We start from the raw sequence: 19,197 nt of genomic DNA, 5'->3' as shown, positions 1-19,197 counted from the left end.
GCCACTCGAGTACCCCCGAAGGAGCCTTTCCGTTCGACTTGCATGTGTTAAGCACGCCGCCAGCGTTCGTCCTGAGCCAGGATCAAACTCTCCAAACAAAAATCAGAGAAAAGACCTGACCAAAAAATAATCCAAAAAAATAAGAAATTGACTGGCAAAAAATTCGTCTTGTCAATGACAGACTCCTCAAGCACCAATCAATCACTGGCACAAGAAAATCCATCACACACTATCGAGTTCTCAAAAAACACACACCCATTGACACCACACAACCACAGTCATGCGAACTTCAATGAGCAGAGCGCCGCCCGGCAAGCGGGCAACTGTTCCAGACTAGCGTCTGAACCTCTTCGCCGTCAAGTCGCTCGGATCGGATTTCTCAAATCCCTTGCGCCGGCGGCCCGACCTAAGTTACACGCAGACGTGCACCTTCACAAATTCGCTGGTCAGGCGCCGATACGTGCGCCGGCGAAGGTCTTCTTACCGCGACGCAGCACCAGCCAGCGGCCGTGCAGGAGGTCGCCGGCACCGGGCGTCCAGTCCGCGTCGGTCACCTTGGCGTTGTTGACGTAGGCACCGCCTTCGTCGATCGCGCGCCGGGCGGCCTTGTTGCTGTCGGCGAGGCCGGAGTCGACCAGCAGCTCGACGATCGTCGGTTGCGCGCCGGCCGGGTACTCGGCGACGCCGGTCTCCCCCAGCGCCGCGGCGAGGGTCGCCTCATCGAGGCCGTCGAGCTCGGCACGCCCGAACAGCGCCTGGCTGGCGAGCTGCGCGGCCGCGGTGTGCTCCGGTCCGTGGATGAGATTCGTCATCTCCTCGGCGAGACGCTTCTGGGCGGTCCGCAGGAACGGCTTCTCCGCGGTGATCGCGGCGAGTTCGTCGATCTCGTCCCGAGTGAGGAAGGTGAACCACTTCAGATACTTCACGACATCGGCATCCGCCGTGTTCACGAAGTACTGGTACCAGGCGTACGGCGAGGTCAGCTCCGGATCGAGCCAGAGGCTGCCCCCGCCGGTCGACTTGCCGAACTTCTTGCCGTCGGCCGAGGTCACCAGGGGGACGGTGAGCGCATGGGCGGTGGCGCCCTCCACCTTGCGGATCAGGTCGACGCCGCCGATGATGTTGCCCCACTGATCGGAGCCGCCGACCTGCAGCACACAGCCGTACCGCCGGTACAGCTCCAGGAAGTCGTTCGACTGGAGCAGCAGGTAGCTGAACTCGGTGTAGCTGATGCCGTCGGTCTCCAGCCTGCGCTTCACGGTCTCCCGCGCCAGCATCACGTTGACCGAGAAGTTCTTCCCGAGATCACGCAGAAAGTCGATCGCCGACAGTTCCCGCGTCCAGTCCAGGTTGTTGACCAGCACCGCGCTGTTACTCGTCGGCCCGCTCGCTTCGCTCCCGGCGCCGGTCGGCGAGTCGTCGATCTCGACGAAACGCTGAAGCTGCCCGACGATCCGGTCGGCCCAGCCGGCCACCGTGTCGGTCGAGTTCATGGTGCGCTCACCGACGTCGCGCGGATCACCGATCAGACCGGTCGCCCCACCGGCCAGTACGACCGGCCGGTGCCCGGCGAGCTGGAATCGGCGCAGGGTCAGCAACGGCACCAGGTGTCCGGCGTGCAGGCTCGACGCCGTCGGGTCGAAGCCCGCGTACAGCGAGATCGGTCCCTCGGCGAGCGTCCGCGCGAGCGTCGCATCATCGGTCGTCTGGCCGATCAGCCCGCGCCACGTGAGTTCGCTGAGGATGTCCGACTGTTCCGAGTCGGTCACTTCGCCTCTCCGACCAGCAGACGATGCTCGTCGTCGCCGACCTTGCGGGCGTCGGCGATCAGCATGTTCGGGATGCCGAGTTCGTCGATGGCATACGCCACCCGCAGCCGGGGGTTATACAGCTCGTCGCCCGCATCGATCAGTTCGCCGAGATCCTGCGGGCACACCAGGCGCGCCCGCACGATCGGATCGAGCTGCTCTGCTCGTGACGTCATTCGTCCTCACTTTCGCCGGAGCCCAGGCTACTCGGCACGCTCACGACCGGTTGCGGGCCGGTCGCCGTCTCGCCCGACGGCCGCCGGGCGGCCGGGGCCCGGGTCGGCACCGACCAGTCGATCGACGCGGCAGCCGTCTTGGTGTAGCGGCGGTAACGTCCGCCCGGATCGCGATACCAGACCTTCGGACCGGGCTTCGGCACACCTCGCCGGACCAGCGCCGAGCCGAGCGGCCGGTACGACTCGCTGACCGGGATCTCGCTGACGATGCTGATCAGGTGCGGACGTTCGTGCGCTTCCAGTTCGCCGAGCGCGACCCGCAGCTGGGTCGGGGTGACCGACGAGGCTCCGTCGTGCAGGCTGAGCGCGGCGACGGCGACCTGGCTGCCGGGCTCCCCCACCCCGAAGACCACCACCTCGTCGATGCCCGCGACCCGGGACAGCGCCTGCCGGATCGGCTCGGGATACACCACACCGTCGCTGGTCTGGATCACCCCGGACGCCGAGCTGACGAACCACAGGTCGCCGTCCTGGTCTTGCCGGAACAGCAGACCGGACACCTCCCAGCGATCGTGCGGGCGGAAGACGTCACGCAGGACGCGCCCGCTCGCCTCGTAGCGCTGGCCGGCGTGCGCCATCAGCATCCCGACCTCGCCGGCCTCGGCGCGCCGGATGAAGCCGGAGTCCCGGTCGATCGCGAGCTGACCCACGTCAGCGCGATAAGCGGCGAGTTCGACGGCGTTGGTCTCCGGCAGCGGCCGGCCCATCGACCCGATCTTGCTGCCGTCGATGTTCGCCAGGATCGCCGAGCCGTCGGCGGTGGCGAAGAACTCCAGCACCTTGGCCTTGGGCAGCTTCTCGTCGATCTCGGCCCACAGTCCGGTCGGCAACCCCGAACCCATGAACAGCCGGACGCTGCTCAGCTGCGCGGGATCGAAGCCGGGGGCGTCGACCACCTCGCTGAGCATCGACCACGTGTAGGACACCACCGTGACGCCGTAGCGGCGCACCTCGGTGTGGAAGCGCTCGGCGTCGAGCCCGGTCGACAGGGCGATCCGCGACCTGCCGGCGACGGTGGCGCCGAGGGTGGTGAGCAGGCCGGATGCGTGGTGCAGGGGCGGCAGGCAGTACACGGTGTCGTAGCTGGTGAGACCGGCCGCGGCCGCCGCGCCGAACGCGGACATCGCGAAGCGGTGGTTGGTCACCGCCCAGCGGGTCAGCCGGCCTTCCACGCGGCTGTACAGGATGAACGCCAGGTCACCGGCGAGTCCCGGATCGGGCCGGTACCACGCGGGCATCCGCACCTTCTCCGGATCGATCCGCTCCATGTCGACGACGGTCGCGCCATCGGCGCGATCGATGACGCGCTGGTCACCGCCGCCGAGCACCAGGACGCGGTCGCTGACCGTCGAGGCGATCTCCAGATGATCGGGGTCGGTGACGATCACGCGGGCCTCCGCGACGGCGACCATCTCGCCAAGATCGTCGGCGCCCGCCGCCAGCAGCACGGCGACCGCACCCAGCCGCGAGAGGGCCGCGACCGCGACCAGGGCACTGGGCCGCGGATCCATCATCACGCCGATGTGCTCACCCGGCCGGACACCGCACTCGATCAGGCCCGCGACGACGTTGTCGATACGGGTGTTGACCTGCTCGTGGGTCAGCACCCGGTTCTCGAAGAGGAAGAGTTCGGCCTGCGGGCTGCGCTTGTTGTTCTCGCTCATCAGCTTGCCGAGCGAGATGCGCGTCGACGGCTGGATCTGACCGAGGCGGAACAGGCGCGGGACCGTGCGCACCGATTCGCTGGCCACCGCGCGGGCCGTCCGCTGCAGCGAATCCGCGGCGTCGAGCACTTCCTTGCCGATCACCGCACCCGCACCGGCCACCTGGCCGACGCCGTAGGTGAGCCGGTTGGTCCAGCTGATCCCCGATCCGTGCCCCGCGCGGTCCCGGCTCATCGGCGCCACATGCTCGGGCCGTTCGCCCGCGCCGTCGCGCCACCGGATCCACTCGGCGGTGGTCGGCCACGACAGCCGGCCCGCGGTGGAACCGACGACGAGGCCGAAGTGCCCGGCCGGGATCACCGTCTCGTACACGTCGGCGTCCGGTGCGGCGTCGACGATGCCGCGCACCGCGACCGGCTGGCCGATGTCGTCGGTCTCGCCGACGAACGCGAGCACCGGGCTGGTGATCTCGGTCAGCGACACGATGTCGCCGTCGATCACGAAGCCGCCGGACACCATGCGGTTGTGCGCGACGAACTGCCGGAGCAGTTCGGCGACGGCCGGGCCCGACCACGCGACCCAGCCCTCCTGTTCGATGAACCGGCGCTGGTCCTCCCGCGGCAGCAGAGCGTCGCGGTCGTGCAGCTTGCGCATGAAGTCGATGCGGCTGCGCGCGGTCTTCACCGGATCGGCGAGCTGGAATCCGGTGCGCGCCAGCCACCCGGGGATCCACAGGTGGCTGAACACCTTGTCGGCCAGCAGTTCGGCACCGGGCACGGCGAGGTTCGCCGGCAGCCCGAGCGGCAGCGCGGCGAGTACGTCGACCGGACTGCCCCAGGTGATCAGGCTGGCGATGCCCTCGGACCGGCGATACGCGGCGGTCTGGTACGCGAACATGCCGCCCTGGGAGTATCCGGCGAGGTGGACGTCGCGCCCGACCACCGCGTGCACCAGGTCGACGACGCGGCTGACCGCGAGGATGTGGTCGGTGAGGGTGCGCTCCATGCCGCCCTCTTCGTGGTCCGGGGACCCGAAGTCGATGACCCACGGAATGATTCCGTGCTCGTGCAGGATCGACACGGCGCCGTTGTGTTCGGTGACGTCGTAGACGTTGGCCGAGACCATCATCGGCGGAATCAGGATGATGTGCGAGCAGCCGTCGCCGGGGTCGTCCGGGAAGTACCGGCGCAGCCGGTACATTTTCTCGGTCTCGACGACGCGATACGGCGCCGGCTCGGTGCCGGTCTCGAACCCGCCGACCCGGATCACCTCGAGGCCGTTCTGGGCCGTGGCGACGATGCGCCCGACCGCCCCTCCGATGTTGGGCAGACCTACCACTGCGACACCCCTCTTCCGCGCACGATATGCCCAACTCTAAAGGATCGGCCGCGGTCTCCCTACCCGGGAGTCAGGTCACGCCGGAGGTCTCAGGCGAGCGCGGCACGCAGGTCGGCGATCGTGCTGCCCGCGACGTCGATCTGCCGCTGCACCTGCGACGACGACGTGCCGCCGAGCGCGTTGCGCGACTCGATCGACCCGGTGACGGTGAGCACCTCGCGCACCGCCGGAGTCAGCGCCGGGTGGATCGCGGTGAATTCGTCGTCGCTCAGGCCGTCCAGGCCGACGCCCTTGGTCTCGGCGGCACGCACGCAGGCGCCCGCCACCTCGTGCGCCACGCGGAACGGAATCCCCTGCCGCACAAGCCATTCGGCGATGTCGGTCGCGAGAGTGAAGCCGGCCGGGGCCAGCTCCGCCATGCGTTCCGGATGGAACTCGAGGGTCGCCACCAAACCGGTCATCGCCGGAAGCAGCAGATCGAGCTGGGCGACCGAGTCGAAGACCGGCTCCTTGTCCTCCTGCAGGTCGCGGTTGTACGCGAGCGGCTGCGCCTTGAGGGTGGCGAGCAGGCCGGACAGGTTGCCGATCAGGCGGCCGGCCTTGCCGCGCGCCAGTTCGGCCACATCCGGGTTCTTCTTCTGCGGCATGATCGAACTGCCGGTGGACCACGCATCGGCGAGCGTCACGTAGCCGAATTCCGGTGTGCTCCACAGGATCACGTCCTCGCCGAGCCGGGACATGTCGACCCCGATCATCGCCAGCACGAAGGCCGCTTCGGCGGCGAAGTCACGCGAGCTGGTGGCGTCGATCGAGTTGTCGGCGGCCTGGTCGAAGCCGAGATCCTCGGCGATGGCGGCGGGGTCGAGCCCGAGCGACGATCCGGCCAGCGCGCCGGAACCGTACGGTGACACGGCCAGCCGCCGGTCGGCGTCGACGATACGGGCGACGTCGCGCAGCAGCGGCTGGGCGTGCGCCATCAGGGTGTGACCGAGCAGAACCGGTTGCGCGGCCTGCAGGTGCGTCTTGCCGGGCATGACGACGCCCGGGTGCGCCGCGGCCTGGCCGACCAGCGCCTGTGCGAGGTCCAGGACGTCGGAGGCGACGCGGCGCAGGCTGTCGCGCAGCCACATGCGGAAGAGGGTGGCCACCTGGTCGTTCCGGGAGCGGCCGGCGCGCAGTCGCCCGCCGAGTTCCGGGCCCACACGTTCGATCAGGCCGCGTTCGAGCGCGCCGTGCACGTCCTCGTCGGACTCGGCGGCCACGAAAGCACCACTGACCACGTCGTCGGCCAGCCGGTCCAGGCCGACGAGCATCCCTTCGAGTTCCTCGTCGGTGAGCAGTCCGGCGCGCAGGAGCACGCGGGCGTGCGCTTTCGACGCCGCGATGTCGTAGGGGGCCAGCACCCAGTCGAAGTGGGTGGACTTGCTCAGCGCGGCCATCGCCTGCGCCGGGCCGTCGGCGAAGCGGCCGCCCCACAGGGCTCCGGTGTTCGTCGCGCCGGTGGTGTCGGTGTTCTCGGCCATTGCGTTGTACGTCCTCTTCAGGTGGTCAGGGTCGGTTGTCTGGGGCTTGGCTTCGACTCGGTCTCGGCTGGCGCCTCGACCGGCTCAGCCGGCGGTGGGCGAAGGTCACCCACGATGATCGAGCGGAGTCGAGATCACCCCACGCTGATCGAGCGGAGTCGAGATCAACACAGCACGACCGACCAGCACGGATGGTCTCGACTTCGCTCGACCATCATGGTGTCTCGACCGGCATGTGGGCTCACACCAGGCTTTCGATGCGGTCGGCGAGTTCGGCGCCGGTGACGGGTTCGCGGGCGAGGACGAAGACGGTGTCGTCGCCGGCGATGGTGCCGACCACGTCGGGCAGGCTGGCCCGGTCGAGGGCGCTCGCGAGGTACTGCGCGGCGCCGGGCGGCGTACGCAGGACCGCGGTGCCGCCCGAGGAGTCCGTGGAGACGAGCAGGTCGCCGAGCAGCCGGGACAGCCGGTCGGTGCCGCCCTCGACCGCGCGGACCGGGCTGCCGTCCTCGGGCACCACGTACACGCCCGCCCCGCCGTCGGGCGCCCGCAGCTTCACCGCGCCGAGTTCGTCGAGGTCGCGCGACAGGGTCGCCTGGGTGACGTCGATCCCCTGCTCGGCGAGCAGCTTGCTCAGTTCCACCTGGCTGCGGACCTGCCGGTGTGTGAGGATCTCGACGATCCGCGCCAGCCGCCCGGCCCGCGTCGCGGCGAGCCGGGCGTGGTCGTCGACGTGGTTCACGGCTGCTCCAGCAGCCAGGTGAGCAGTGCCTTCTGCGCGTGCAGGCGGTTCTCCGCCTCGTCGAACACCACGCTGGCCGGCCCGTCGATCACCTCGTCGGTGATCTCCTCACCGCGGTGCGCGGGCAGGCAGTGCAGCACGATCGCACCGGGTGCGGCCTGCGCCAGCAGTTCGTCGTTGATCTGGTACGGACGGAACGGCCCGACGCGGTCGAGTCCGTCGTCCTCCTGGCCCATCGACACCCAGGTGTCGGTGACCAGCACGTCGGCGCCGGCGGCCGCGGCGGCCGGATCGTCGATCACCGTCACGCTGCCGCCGGTCTGCGCGGCGCGATCGTGGACGGCCGCCAGGATCTCCGGGTCGGGGTCGAAGCCGTCCGGGCCGGAGAGGCGCACGTGCATACCGGCGGTGACGCCGCCCAGCGCCAGCGAGTGCGCCATGTTGTTGGCGGTATCGCCGAGGTAGGTCATGGTCAGCCCGGCCGGGGCGCCCTTGTGCTCGGTGATGGTGAGCAGGTCGGCCAGCACCTGGCACGGGTGGAAGCTGTCGGACAGCGCGTTGACCACCGGCACCGTGGCGTGGGCGGCCAGCTCGTCGAGCCGCTCCTGCCCGAAGGTCCGCCATACGACGGCGTCGACGAACCGAGACAGCACCCGGCCGGTGTCGGCGAGCGACTCGTCGCGCCCCATCTGCGTCTTGGTGCCGTCGACGACGACGGCGTGCCCGCCGAGCTGAGCGATGCCGACCTCGAAGGAGAACCGCGTCCGCGTCGAGTTCTTGTCGAAGATCACGCCGACGGCGCGCGGGCCGGCGAGCGGCTTGGGCCCGACCGGATCGGCCTTCAGTTCGGCCGCGAGGGCCAGCACGCGCGCTTGTTCGGCGGGCGTGAGGTCGTCGTCGCGGAGGAAGTGCCGGGTCATTTCTGGTCCTTCTGTGCGGCAGCGGTGTCGAGGATGTCCGGGAGGGCGGCGACGAAGGAGTCGGCCTGCTCCCGGGTGAGGATCAGCGGCGGGGCGAGGCGGATCACGTTCGGCGCCGGGGCGTTGATCAGGAAACCCCGCTCGCGCGCGGCGGCCTCGGCCTCGCGCGAGATGTCGTCGCGGAGCACCACGCCCAGGAGGAGGCCGTCGCCCCGGACCTCGACGATCTGCGGATGGTCCAGCGCCTCCATGGCGGCGGCCCAGTCCTTGCCGAGCGCGTCGACGTGGTCGATGAGGCCGTGGTCGTCGATGTATTTCAGCACGGTGAGCGCGGCGGCCGCGGCGGCGGGGTTGCCGCCGAACGTGGTGCCGTGCTGCCCCGGGCCGAACAGTCCGGCGGCCGGGCCGGTGGCGATGACGGCGCCGATCGGCAGCCCGCCGCCGAGGCCCTTGGCGAGCGTCATCACATCCGGCACGATCCCCGCGCGCTGGTGGGCGAACATGGTGCCGGTCCGGGCGATGCCGGTCTGTACCTCGTCGAGGATCAGCAGTGCGCCGCGCTCGGTGGTGATGCGCCGCGCCGCGGCCAGATAGCCCTCGTCGCGCGGGACGACGACACCGTTCTCCCCCTGGATCGGCTCCAGGATCACCGCGGCGGTCCGGTCGGTGACCGCGGCGTCGAGCGCGGCGATGTCGCCGTACGGCACGAACCCGACACCGGCGGGCATCGGCTCGAACGGACCACGTTTGGCCGGCTGCCCGGTCATCGCGAGCGCACCCATCGTGCGGCCGTGGAAGCCGCCCTCGGCGGCGACGATCTCCGGCCGGCCGGTGAGCCGGGCCAGTTTGAAGGCGGCCTCGTTGGCCTCGGTGCCCGAGTTGCAGAGGAAGACGCGCGAGTCGGGGACGCCGAAGGCATCGAGCAGCCGTTCGGCCAGTTCGACGACGATCGGCGAGATGTAGATGTTCGACACGTGGCCGAGGGTGCTCAGTTGCTCCGAGACCGCCTGCACGAGTTCAGGATTCGCATGCCCGAGCGCGTTGACGGCGATCCCGCCGAGCAGGTCCAGGTACTCGTTGCCGTCGGCGTCGTGCACGACGGCGCCCGCACCACGCACCAGCGCGATCTGCGGGGTGCCGTAGTTGTTCATCAGCGCGGTGGACCAGCGCTGTTGCAGCGGGGCGGTCATGACTTTCCTTTCGAAGCGAGAACCGTGGTGCCCGCGGTGGACGAGGTGAGCAGGGCGGCGAGTACGGCGTGCGGCTCGCGCCCGTCGATCACGTGGGCGGCACCGACGCCGCCCTCGACGGCGCGCAGGCACGCCTCCATCTTGGGGATCATCCCCGAGTCGAGCCGGGGCAGCAGTTCGGTGAGCGCGGCGGCGTCGATCTCCGAGGCCAGCGACGACCGGTCCGGCCAGTCGGTGTACAGCCCCTCGACGTCGGTCAGCATCACCAGGTGCTCGGCGCCCAGTGCCGCGGCGACGGCCCCGGCCGCGGTGTCGGCGTTGATGTTGTGCACCACCCCGTCGACATCGGGGGCGATGGTCGAGATCACCGGGATGCGGCCGGCGGCGATCAGGTCGTCGACCGCGGAGGTGTTGACCGCGGCGATGTCGCCGACCAGGCCGATGTCGACGGGCTCGCCGTCGACCAGCGCGGTGCGCCGGGTGGCGGTGAGGAGTTTGGCGTCCTCCCCGGTGAGGCCGACGGCGTAGGGGCCGTAGGCGTTGATCAGGCCGACCAGTTCGCGGCCGACCTGCCCGAACAGCACCATGCGGGCGATGTCCATCACCTCGGGGGTGGTGACGCGGAAGCCGCCGCGGAACTCCCCTTCCAGGCCGAGCCGCTTCAGCATGGCGGAGATCTGCGGGCCGCCGCCGTGCACGACGACCGGGTGGATGCCGCAGGCGCGCAGCAGCACCATGTCGGCCGCGAAGGCCGCTTTGAGACCGTCGTCGACCATGGCGTTGCCGCCGTACTTGACGACGACGCGGCGGCCGTGGAGGGCCTGGAGCGCGGGCAGCGATTCGGCGAGGATGGACGCTTTGTCGAGGGGGGTGGTCATGTCGTGTAGGCCGAGTTCTCTTCGACGTAGGCGTGGGACAGGTCGGTGGTGCGGACGGTCGCGCTCGCGTCGCCCAGGCCGAGGTCGGCGACCACCTCGATCAGGTCGCCGGACAGGTCGACGTCGCGGGCACCGGGCACCCCGGTGCCGTTCTCGCACACCGTCGAGCCGTTGAACGAGACGGTGATGGTGTCCGGGTCGATCGGCACGGTGACGGCGCCGATCGCCGCGAGGACGCGGCCCCAGTTGGGGTCGGAGCCGAACAGCGCGGTCTTGACCAGGGAGTCGCGGGCGACGGCGCGGGCGATGACGAGCGCGTCGTCCTCGGTGCGCGCACCCCGGACGGTGATCGCGCACCGCTTGGTGACGCCCTCGGCGTCGGCCTGCAACTGCGCGGCGAGGTCGTCGCACACGGCGAACACGGCGGCGTCGAGCTCGGCCTGGGTGATCTCGATCTGGCTGGCGCCCGAGGAGAGCAGCAGGACGGTGTCGTTGGTCGACATCGAGCCGTCGATGTCGAGCCGGTCGAAGGTGAGCGCGGTGGCCCGGCGCAGCGCGGTGTCGAGCATGTCGGGGGTGACCTTCGCGTCGGTGGTCAGCACCACGAGCATGGTGGCGAGCGACGGCGCCATCATGCCCGCGCCCTTGGCCATGCCGCCGACGTTCCACCGGCCCGGATGGTGCAGGGCGACCTGTTTGGGCACGGTGTCGGTGGTCATGATCGCGTACGCCGCGTCGGTGCCGCCTTCCAGGCCGCCGCCCATCTCATGGACGATCTCGGTGACCGCGGGCAGCAGCTTGTCCATCGGCAGTCGTTCGCCGATGATCCCGGTGGAGCACACCGCGACCTCGAACGCGCCGGTCTCGGTGCCCCAGTTCGACAGCGTCTCGGCGACCGCCTCGGCGGTGGCGTGCGTGTCCTGGAAGCCGCCGGGACCGGTGCAGGCGTTGGCGCCACCGGAGTTGAGGATCACCGCCCGCACCCGCCGGCTCTTCATGATCTCCTGGGTCCACAGCACGGGGGCGGCCTTCACCTGGTTGCGGGTGAAGACGGCGGCGGCACCGAGGTCGGGTCCCTCGTTGAAGACGAGGGCGACGTCGGACTTGCCGGACGGTTTGAGGCCCGCGGTGAGGCCTGCGGCCCGGAAGCCGAGCGGCGCGGTGACTCCCTGCCGCCGCATCATCCGCGCGCCGATCAGCTGATCGAGGTGCTCGTCGGGAAGGTTGGCGGTCACGGGGCGACTCCCACGGTGGTCAGTCCTTCGGTCTCGCCCCAGCCCAGGGCCAGGTTCATCGATTGCACGGCGGCGCCGCCGGTGCCCTTGGTCAGATTGTCCACGGCACCGATCGCCGTGAGGATACCGGTCCGCTCGTCGACGCCGAGGCCGATCTGGATCGCGTTGCTGCCGACCACCGCGCCGGTCTCCGGGAACTCTCCGGCCGGGAGCAGGTGAAGGAACGGCTCGTCGGCGCAGGCCGCTTCGTAGGCCGCCCGGACCCGGGCGAGATCGGTGCTCGCCGACAGCCGTGCGGTGCAGGTCGCGAGGATGCCCCGCGACATCGGTGCGAGGACCGGCGTGAACGACACCTCGACGGGCTGATCGGCCACCGCCGACAGCGCCTGGGTGATCTCCGGGGTGTGCCGGTGGGTTCCGCCGACCCCGTACGCCCGGGCCGACCCCATCACCTCGGAGGCGAGGAACGCCACCTTCGGGGCCTTCCCCGCACCCGACGTGCCGGTCACCGCGACCACCTGCACCCGGGGCTCGACCAGACCGGCGGCCAGGGCCGGAGCGAGGGTGAGGATGGAGACGGTCGGGAAGCAGCCCGGAACGGCGATCCGGCTCGCGCCGGACAGTTCCGTTCGCCCCCTGAGCCCCGTCGAAGGGTCGATCAGCAGTTCGGGCATCCCGTACGGCCAGGTCCCCGCGTGCTCGCCACCGTAGTAGTGGGCCCACTCGGCCGGGTCCTGCAGCCGGAAGTCGGCGCCGCAGTCGACGATCAGCGTGCTCGGCGGCAGGGCGTTCGCGATCTGCGCGGACTGACCGTGGGGCAGCCCGAGGAACACCACGTCGTGCCCGGCCAGTACCTCCGGTGTGGTGTCCTCCAGAACGCGGTCCGCCAGCGGCAGGAGGTGGCGATGGTGCTCCCCCAGCCGGGTCCCGGCGTTCCCGCCCGCCGTGAGGGCACCGATCTCGATCTCACCCGTGGCCAGGCGCGGGTGACCGCAGAGGAGCCGAAGAATCTCGCCTCCCGCGTAGCCACTGGCGCCCGCCACCGCAATCCGCGTTGTCATGGGATCATTATGCACGAGACTGCAATTTAATTCATCATCGGGTCGGCGGTCCGGCGCGTCTCGCCCCCTGACTCAGTGGGCATCGCCCACCCACGTCGTTGTCGCCCGCCCTGCCGAGTGGGCAACAACGAAGTCACGAGCACCGGTCCCGGTTTCGGCACCCGACGGACCACACCCGCTCAGCGGCGCAGTGTCAGCACCGCGATCTGCGGCGGCGCACCGACCCGGACCGGCGGGCCCCACGCACCCGCACCGCGCGACGTGAAGACCCGCACGTCACCGACATCGCCGAAACCCTCGACCACCGGTTGCTGCAGACCCACGAGATAGCCGAACGGCCACAACTGCCCGCCGTGGGTGTGCCCGGAGAGTTGCAGATCGACACCCCGACCCTGGACGTCCGTCGCCTGCCGCGGCTGGTGGGCGAGGTAGATCAAGACCCGGTTCGGGTCGTGCCCGGTCAGCGCCTTCGCCGGATCGGGAGCATATGGATCGGGCGCGGTGGCGTCGTAGACGCCGGCCAGATCGATCACGGCACCTTCGCGGTGCAGCTCGACGCGCTCGTTACGCAGCGGTCGCACACCGAGAGTCTGCCAGTAGTCGAGCCACGCCCCACCGTCTCCGGCGAGGTATTCGTGGTTCCCGGAAACGCCGAAGACGCCGAGCGGTGCGCGCAGGTCGCGCAGCGGGTGCAGATCGCGGCCCACCTCGGCGACCGTGCCATCGGCGAGGTCACCGCCCAGGATCACCACGTCCGGATGCGCGGCGTTGACCTCACGCACCACCCGCCGTGTGAACGACGCTCCCCGCGCGGGCCCGACGTGCAGGTCGGTGACCAACGCGATGCGCAGGCCGTCGAACGGCTGCGGCAGGCGGGCGATCCGTGCGGTCTCCTCGGTCGCGGTGACCCGGTTCGCCTCGGTGAGGCCGTACCCGACGATCACCGCCGAGGCCACCACGACCACGACCGTCGCGATCTGCAGCCAGCGCTGTGGACGGACCGGACGTCCTCGACCGCGCAGCCGGGAGACCGCGCGAATCGCCAGGGAGACGAGACCGAGAAGCAGGCTGCCGAGAATCAGATAGAAGACGACGGCCCACCAGGTGTACCCGGCGAAGCCGACCGGCCGCGCCCACGCCGGATCGAGCACACCCATGCCGACCAGAAAGGCGCAGACCCCCAGGACCATGCCGATGAGCAGGACCGTGTCGGCCACCATCGCCCAGCGGCCGGAGATCCCGGTGGCCACCACCAGCCGCCGATGCAGCCAGAAGGTCAGCGCGGCGACCACCGCGAGGGCGACGACGGCGACGATCCAGTACACGGCGGCCGATCAGGAGCGCATGCGGTCAGCGCAGGCGTGCGCCGACCACCCCGCCCGCGTGCTCGACCGCCGCGAGCTTGGCCGCGGTCGCCTCGTCCTCGGTGAGAGTGCGGTCGCCGGCCCGGAAGGTCAGCGCGAAGGTGAGCGACTTGTTGCCCTCGCCCACCTGCTCACCGGCGAAGACGTCGAACAGCGAGATCGACTCCAGGAGGTCGCCGGCGCCGGCGGCGAGCGCGTCCTGCACCCGCTGAGCCGGAACGTCCTGCGCCACTACGACATTCACGTCCTGCAGCACGGCGGGGAACGGCGAGACCGCCGGCGACGGCAGAACGGTCCGCAGCGGCAGTGCGTCGAGATCCAGCTCCAGGGCGCACAGGCGGGCCGGCAGTCCGGCACGTTCCAGGACCGCCGGGTGCAGCTCGCCCGCATGGCCGACGGCCACCCCGTCGACCTCCAGACGGGCACAGCGGCCGGGGTGGAACGGCGCGTACTGATCGGCGACCAGGGTCACCTCGATGCCCGCGGCGGCCGCGACGGTGCGGGCCGCCTCGAAGGCGTCGTACGCGTCGGCCGTCCGGCCCGGCCCCCACGGACCGGCGGGGTCGCGCAGCCCGGTGAGGACGGCGGCGACGTGCACTGGTTGTGCGGGCAGAGAGGCGTCGAGTGCGGTCAGCTCCTCGTCGGACGGGCGGCGGGTGACGTCGAGCGGTGGCACCACGGGCCCCCGCTCGCCGCCGAGCACCACCTGGCCGATCGTGTACAGCGACAGGTCGCGGTTGCCGCGCGCGATATTGCGGGCCGTCATCTCCAGGAGGCCCGGCAGCAGGGTGGTGTTCAGCTCCGGCCGGTCGGCTTCCAGCGGGTTGAGGACCTTCACGGTGTCGCGGCGCGGGTCGTCATCGGCCAGGCCCCAGGTGTCGAACACACCGGCCGGCATGAACGGATACGGCAGCACCTCGACGTAGCCGTCGGTGGCCAGGGCGATGCCGACGGCGCGGCGCCGGTGCTGGCGCGGAGTGAGGCCGGTGCCGCCGGGGGCGCTCGGCAACACCGCGGGGATGTCTTCCAGACCTTCCAGGCGCAGGACCTCCTCGACGAGGTCGGCGGGCTGCCGCAGGTCGGGACGCCACGACGGCGGGGTGACGCTCAGGGTGCCCGCGACGTCGTCGACCGCGGCGCCGACCTCGCGCAGTCGTGCGACGGTGGTGCCCGCGGGGTAGACGACGCCCGCGGTGCGGTCGGGCAGGTCGGCGTCGATCACGATCGCCGCGACCGGCGGCACCTCGGCACGCACGTCGGCGAGCGGGCCGGCGATCTCGCCGCCGGCGACCTCGGTGATCAGCGAGGCGGCCCGATCGGACGCGACCGCGGTGATCTCCGGATCCACCAGACGTTCGAAGCGCTTGGCGGCCTCGGAGCTGAGCTTGTGCCGCTTGCCGGTGCGGAAGACGCGGACCTGGTCGAAGTTCGCCGACTCCAGCAGGATGCGCGTGGTGCCGTCGGTGACCTCGGTCGCGGCGCCGCCCATCACGCCGGCCAGCGCGATCGGGCCGGAGTCGTCGGCGATCACCACGTCCTCGGGATCGAGGGTGCGTTCCACGCCGTCGAGGGTGGTCAGCTTCTCCCCCGCCCGTGCGGCCCGCACGACGACGGTGCCGGTCACCTTGTCGGCGTCGAACGCGTGCAGCGGCTGGCCGAGCTCGATCATCACGTAGTTGGTGACGTCCACGATGGCCGAGATCGGCCGGATCCCGGCGACCATCAGGCGCTTGGCGATCCACCACGGGGAGATCGCGGTGGCGTCGACGCCCTCGATCACGCGGGCGGTGTAGCGGGTGGCCTTGCCGTCGTCGTCGAGCCGCACCGGCCAGGACGCCGGCCCGGTGACTCCCTCGGCCGGCTCAGCGATCGACGGGACCGCCGCCGGGTCGGCGTAGTCGACGGCGAAGGCGCTGGCCAGTTCGCGGCCGAGGCCACGCATGGAGAACGCGTAGCCGCGGTCCGGGGTGACGTTGACGTCGATCGCGACGTCGTTCAGACCGAGTACCTCGTGCGCGTCGGCGCCGGGCTCGGCGGTCCCCGGCGCGAGGACCAGGATGCCGGCGTGGTCGGTGCCGATACCCAGTTCGGAGACCGAGCAGATCATGCCGTTGGAGACCCGGCCGTAGGTCTTCCGCGCGGCGATCTCGAAGTCACCGGGCAGCACGCAACCGGGAAGCGCCACGACCACCAGGTCGCCTTCGGCGAAGTTCCGGGCGCCGCAGACGATCTCCTGCAGCGTCGTGCCCGCGTCGGTGGCCTCGGCATCCCCCGTCGCTGCGCTCGCCCGGTCCCCGACGTCGACGCGGCAGAAACGGATGGGCTTCTTGAACTCGGTGAGTTCCTCGATCTCCGCGACCCGCCCGATCACCAGCGGACCGGTGACGGCCGGGAACGGTTCGACGTCCTCGATCTCGAATCCGACGCGGACGAAGCCGGCGTCGATCTGATCGGTCGACGCCGACCAGCCGGGAGCTCCGGCCTGCAGTGCTTCGGTCAGCCAGGACTGGGAGAGGCGCACGGGGAACTTCTTTCGCGTGAGTGCGGGGTGTGACGGTGTCTGCGGTGGGCCGGGGCTTAGAGCGCCGCGCCGAACGGGAGGGTGAAACGGATGTCGCCCTCCACCATGTCGCGCATGTCGGGCAGGTCGTTGCGGAACTGCAGGGTGCGTTCCAGCCCCATGCCGAACGCGAAGCCGGTGTACACGTCGGGGTCGATGCCGCTGGCGCGCAACACGTTCGGGTTGACCATGCCGCAGCCACCCCACTCGACCCAGCCGGCGCCGCCCTTCTTGCCCGGGAACCACACGTCGACCTCGGCGGAGGGCTCGGTGAACGGGAAGTAGCTGGCGCGCATGCGGGTGGTGGTGTCCGGGCCGAAGAGCGCCTTCGCGAAGGTCTCCAGGGTGCCGCGCAGGTTCGCCAAGGTCAGGCCCTTGTCGACGGCCAGGCCCTCGATCTGGTGGAAGACCGGGGTGTGCGTGGCGTCGAGTTCGTCGGTGCGGAACGTCCGGCCCGGGCAGGCGACGTAGATCGGCACCTCGCGGCTCAGCATGGATCGCACCTGGACCGGAGACGTATGCGTCCGCAGCACCTGCCGCGACCCCTCGGGAGCGATATAGAAGGTGTCCTGCATGGAGCGCGCCGGATGATCGGGCAGGAAGTTGAGCGCGTCGAAGTTGTGATGCTCGGTCTCCACCTCCGGGCCCTCGGCGATCTCCCAGCCCATGCCGATGAAGACGTCGGCGACCTGGTCGGCGATCACCGTGATCGGGTGGCGGGCGCCGGCCCGGCGTCGCGCCGCGGGCAGCGTGACATCGAGGGTCTCGGCGACCAGCACCGCGGCATCCCGCTCGGCGGTCAGTTCGGCGGTCCGCTCGTCGAGGGCGGCGGCGATCTGTCCCCGCACCTCGTTGACCAGCTTGCCCGCCGCCGAACGCTCCTGTTTGGGGAGCGCACCGAGGGCGCGTCGTGCCAGGGCGACCGGCGACTTGTCACCGACGTGCGCCACCTTGGTCTCGGCGAGCGCCGCGAGGTCCCGCGCATCGCCGAAGGCGGCGACCGCGGCGGTCACCGCGGCGGAAAGCTCCTCCGCGGACGGGAAACTGCTCTCAACGACATCGTCAGACACCGACGTGTTCTCCCTGGGCTCGACTGGCGAATATGCACCACAAGATTAGTCGACGCACCCGAACCCGCTGCCCGCGACCCGAAGGGGCAGGCGGCGGGCGGTCTTCTGCGCGACCAGCCGGGCACGGCGCGGACGGAAGTAGGCAGCACCGTCACGGGATGCTCCGCGCCGCCCTGCCGGGGTCGAGTCACACCCCGACGGGGGCCGCCTCTTCACGAACGGCCCGCCGCGGAGCCGGATCGAACAGCCGGTCCACCAACGCGCCGAAGACGAGTCCGATCACGAGCCAGATCAGCGTCTGGTTGAGCAGCGAGTACCACCGGAACTTCCACAGCACGTCGGCGTCGAACCCGGGATAGACGATCTGTCCGGGCGCGACGGTCCTGCCGTCGATGGTCAGCGGCGTGGACAGGATATTGGTGATCGGCTGCGGGGTCTCGGTGGCGGCCCGGGCGAAACCGAACTGGCCGCTGTGCGCCACGTTCGCCGACAGATCGCCCAGCGACGGCATCACGGCGAGCACGATCCCGAAGACCACCAGGAACCCGACGACGCTGACGATGATCGACGTGCCGCGCCCCAGCCGGGGCGTCAGCTTGACCGCCGCGTACACGGTCAGGCCGAGCAGGATCAGCGAGATGGCCACCATGCCCAGGTACAGGTGTCCACGGGCCTGGATGGTGAAGTCGTGACCGATGGCCGGCGGATTGGCCGGTACTTGACGAACGGCAGCAGGAATACGCCGAGGTAGCCGAAACCGGCGATCAGCCACGCCAGAGTGCGCGGACGGATCGAGAACCGGCCGTGCAGCACCACATACGCGACCGCCACGAGCGCACCCATGGCGATGGAGAACCCGATGATGCCGGTGGCGATCCCGACGGTCGACTGGATGGTCCGGCTGAAGATCTCCGGCCCGTCCGGTTCGACCGCCCGGCCGGCCGCCTGATTCAGCGCATGCAGGGCGTCGTCGCGCCCCGACTCGTAGTCGATGGCCTTGTTGATGACGGGTTCGGCGAAGACCTTGGCGAAGATGAAGCCCAGCACGCCCGCGATCAGACCGGCGAGCGCTCCGCGCCCGATGACACGGAGTTCCATGATGTCGGTCCCCGCTCAGTGGCAGGGGAAGCCGAGGAAGTGACGGGAGTCGTGCACCCATTCGTGCACGACCATCGTCTTGCCGAAGACCGACGTCATGCCCTCGTCGACACCGATGAAGTAGTACGCCAGCAGTGCGAGCAGCACCGTGATGCTCAGGATCAGGGCGACGCGTCCGGCCGACAGCGCCTCGGCGGAGATGCCGGCGCGCGGGTCGTGGGTCGAAACATGTGTGCTCATCGGGAGGGCCTCCTTCGGGGTGGTGCGCCCCGTCGTCGTCGGATGTCGAGCATGACGGCCGCGTATCTGACTCGATCCCCGGCCATCCGGTGATCTCACAGTGGCGCCACCGTCCCGGAGTCCCACCGGGTTCCGCTGGCCGTCGTACCTTCTCAAGCTGACCACCCGACATCGTCGCAGGTCAAGCCGGTGACCGATTTGCCACGAAGGTCGCATCCAGGGCGCGATCCACTCTCCCGGCACCGGGTAGATCTACGCATCGGGCACCCC

14 protein-coding genes, 1 rRNA gene, 1 pseudogene and 1 riboswitch are annotated in these 19,197 nt (G+C 70.2%); all 16 genes and pseudogenes read right to left on the bottom strand.

Going from position 1 to position 19,197, the window contains the following annotated elements; translation table 11 throughout:
- Positions 1-98, bottom strand: a 16S ribosomal RNA gene (locus ACSEEN_RS06535); the annotation flags it as partial.
- A 348-nt stretch (positions 99-446) separates the two neighbouring features.
- Positions 447-1,769 (bottom strand): tyrosine--tRNA ligase, encoded by a 1,323-nt coding sequence (tyrS, locus tag ACSEEN_RS06530; protein ID WP_440712672.1) that lies wholly within the window; start codon positions 1,767-1,769, stop codon positions 447-449.
- Positions 1,766-1,984, bottom strand: a complete 219-nt coding sequence (locus tag ACSEEN_RS06525; RefSeq protein WP_247863901.1) for a Trm112 family protein — start codon at positions 1,982-1,984, stop codon at positions 1,766-1,768. The genes tyrS and ACSEEN_RS06525 overlap by 4 nt, the downstream gene beginning before the upstream one ends.
- Entirely contained in the window at positions 1,981-5,046 is a 3,066-nt protein-coding gene (locus tag ACSEEN_RS06520) for an AMP-binding protein (protein WP_247863902.1), read from the bottom strand. The genes ACSEEN_RS06525 and ACSEEN_RS06520 overlap by 4 nt, the downstream gene beginning before the upstream one ends.
- A gap of 89 nt (positions 5,047-5,135) precedes the next feature.
- A complete protein-coding gene (gene argH / locus ACSEEN_RS06515; protein ID WP_440712671.1) occupies positions 5,136-6,569 on the bottom strand; it encodes an argininosuccinate lyase in 1,434 nt (477 codons plus the stop codon).
- Positions 6,570-6,810: 241 nt separating this feature from the next.
- Positions 6,811-7,311, bottom strand: a complete 501-nt coding sequence (locus tag ACSEEN_RS06510; RefSeq protein ID WP_247863904.1) for an arginine repressor — start codon at positions 7,309-7,311, stop codon at positions 6,811-6,813.
- Entirely contained in the window at positions 7,308-8,231 is a 924-nt protein-coding gene (gene argF, locus ACSEEN_RS06505; protein ID WP_298444704.1) for an ornithine carbamoyltransferase, read from the bottom strand. Before argF ends, ACSEEN_RS06510 begins: the two co-directional genes overlap by 4 nt.
- Complete coding sequence (locus ACSEEN_RS06500) at positions 8,228-9,421, bottom strand: acetylornithine transaminase (protein ID WP_440712670.1); 1,194 nt, start codon at positions 9,419-9,421, stop codon at positions 8,228-8,230. The genes argF and ACSEEN_RS06500 overlap by 4 nt, the downstream gene beginning before the upstream one ends.
- On the bottom strand, positions 9,418-10,299 hold the full coding sequence (argB, locus tag ACSEEN_RS06495) for an acetylglutamate kinase (protein WP_247863907.1): 882 nt from the start codon (positions 10,297-10,299) through the stop codon (positions 9,418-9,420). Before argB ends, ACSEEN_RS06500 begins: the two co-directional genes overlap by 4 nt.
- Positions 10,296-11,483 carry a bifunctional glutamate N-acetyltransferase/amino-acid acetyltransferase ArgJ gene (gene argJ / locus ACSEEN_RS06490; RefSeq protein WP_440712679.1) on the bottom strand — a complete coding sequence of 396 codons (1,188 nt, stop codon included), beginning with the start codon at positions 11,481-11,483 and terminating at the stop codon, positions 10,296-10,298. Before argJ ends, argB begins: the two co-directional genes overlap by 4 nt.
- A gap of 47 nt (positions 11,484-11,530) precedes the next feature.
- Positions 11,531-12,595, bottom strand: coding sequence for an N-acetyl-gamma-glutamyl-phosphate reductase (gene argC, locus ACSEEN_RS06485; RefSeq protein ID WP_440712669.1), 1,065 nt, complete (start codon positions 12,593-12,595; stop codon positions 11,531-11,533).
- Between the two features lie 179 nt (positions 12,596-12,774).
- Complete coding sequence (locus tag ACSEEN_RS06480; RefSeq protein WP_440712668.1) at positions 12,775-13,920, bottom strand: metallophosphoesterase; 1,146 nt, start codon at positions 13,918-13,920, stop codon at positions 12,775-12,777.
- Between the two features lie 25 nt (positions 13,921-13,945).
- On the bottom strand, positions 13,946-16,480 hold the full coding sequence (gene pheT / locus ACSEEN_RS06475; protein ID WP_440712667.1) for a phenylalanine--tRNA ligase subunit beta: 2,535 nt from the start codon (positions 16,478-16,480) through the stop codon (positions 13,946-13,948).
- A 56-nt stretch (positions 16,481-16,536) separates the two neighbouring features.
- Positions 16,537-17,589, bottom strand: a complete 1,053-nt coding sequence (pheS, locus tag ACSEEN_RS06470; RefSeq protein ID WP_247863911.1) for a phenylalanine--tRNA ligase subunit alpha — start codon at positions 17,587-17,589, stop codon at positions 16,537-16,539.
- A gap of 187 nt (positions 17,590-17,776) precedes the next feature.
- Positions 17,777-18,687, bottom strand: a pseudogene (locus tag ACSEEN_RS06465) (CbtA family protein).
- A gap of 15 nt (positions 18,688-18,702) precedes the next feature.
- Positions 18,703-18,927: a CbtB domain-containing protein gene (locus tag ACSEEN_RS06460; protein ID WP_247863913.1), complete on the bottom strand. Its 225-nt coding sequence runs from the start codon at positions 18,925-18,927 to the stop codon at positions 18,703-18,705.
- A gap of 39 nt (positions 18,928-18,966) precedes the next feature.
- Positions 18,967-19,112, bottom strand: a riboswitch (cobalamin riboswitch).
- Between the last annotated feature and the right edge of the window lie 85 nt (positions 19,113-19,197).

It is taken from the genome of Gordonia marina, from assembly GCF_052036135.1.
Classification (GTDB): Bacteria; Actinomycetota; Actinomycetes; order Mycobacteriales; family Mycobacteriaceae; genus Gordonia.
This window is presented reverse-complemented; position numbering and strand designations above follow the sequence as displayed.